General features: G+C 31.8%; 1 protein-coding gene. It reads right to left on the reverse strand.

What is annotated here, in order from left to right; genetic code table 11:
• Positions 1 to 352: hypothetical protein (locus tag IUY40_RS19325; protein ID WP_195738470.1), on the reverse strand; the 352-nt coding region annotated here is incomplete at both ends.

Here is a 352-nt window from a genome sequence, read left to right on the forward strand (position 1 = left end):
ACAGAATTTTTTTGAAATTAAGACTGGGCGAGACCATTTTTCACTGCCTTCTTTTTTATGTCCAGCATATAGTTGTAAATTATTGATCTCTCCAAATGGTTTGTCTCCAATTTTTAAAGAACGTAATTTGTTTAGCGTATAAACAACAGAATTACCGTTGTTATAAAAAGAAACAGGACCTGCCTGAAAAATAGTTCTCAGTTCTGAAAAAGGAACAACATCTCCTGCACTTGTGAATCGATACAATTTTGAATTAGTGTTTATGGATTTTAAACGGGATTTATCTATTTTATTGGCTAAAAAAACAATCCCCTCTTTATAAGGTGCTACTCCATATATGTAACTTCCTTTT

Source organism: Flavobacterium sp. ALJ2 (genome assembly GCF_015594725.1).
Taxonomy (GTDB): domain Bacteria; phylum Bacteroidota; class Bacteroidia; order Flavobacteriales; family Flavobacteriaceae; genus Flavobacterium.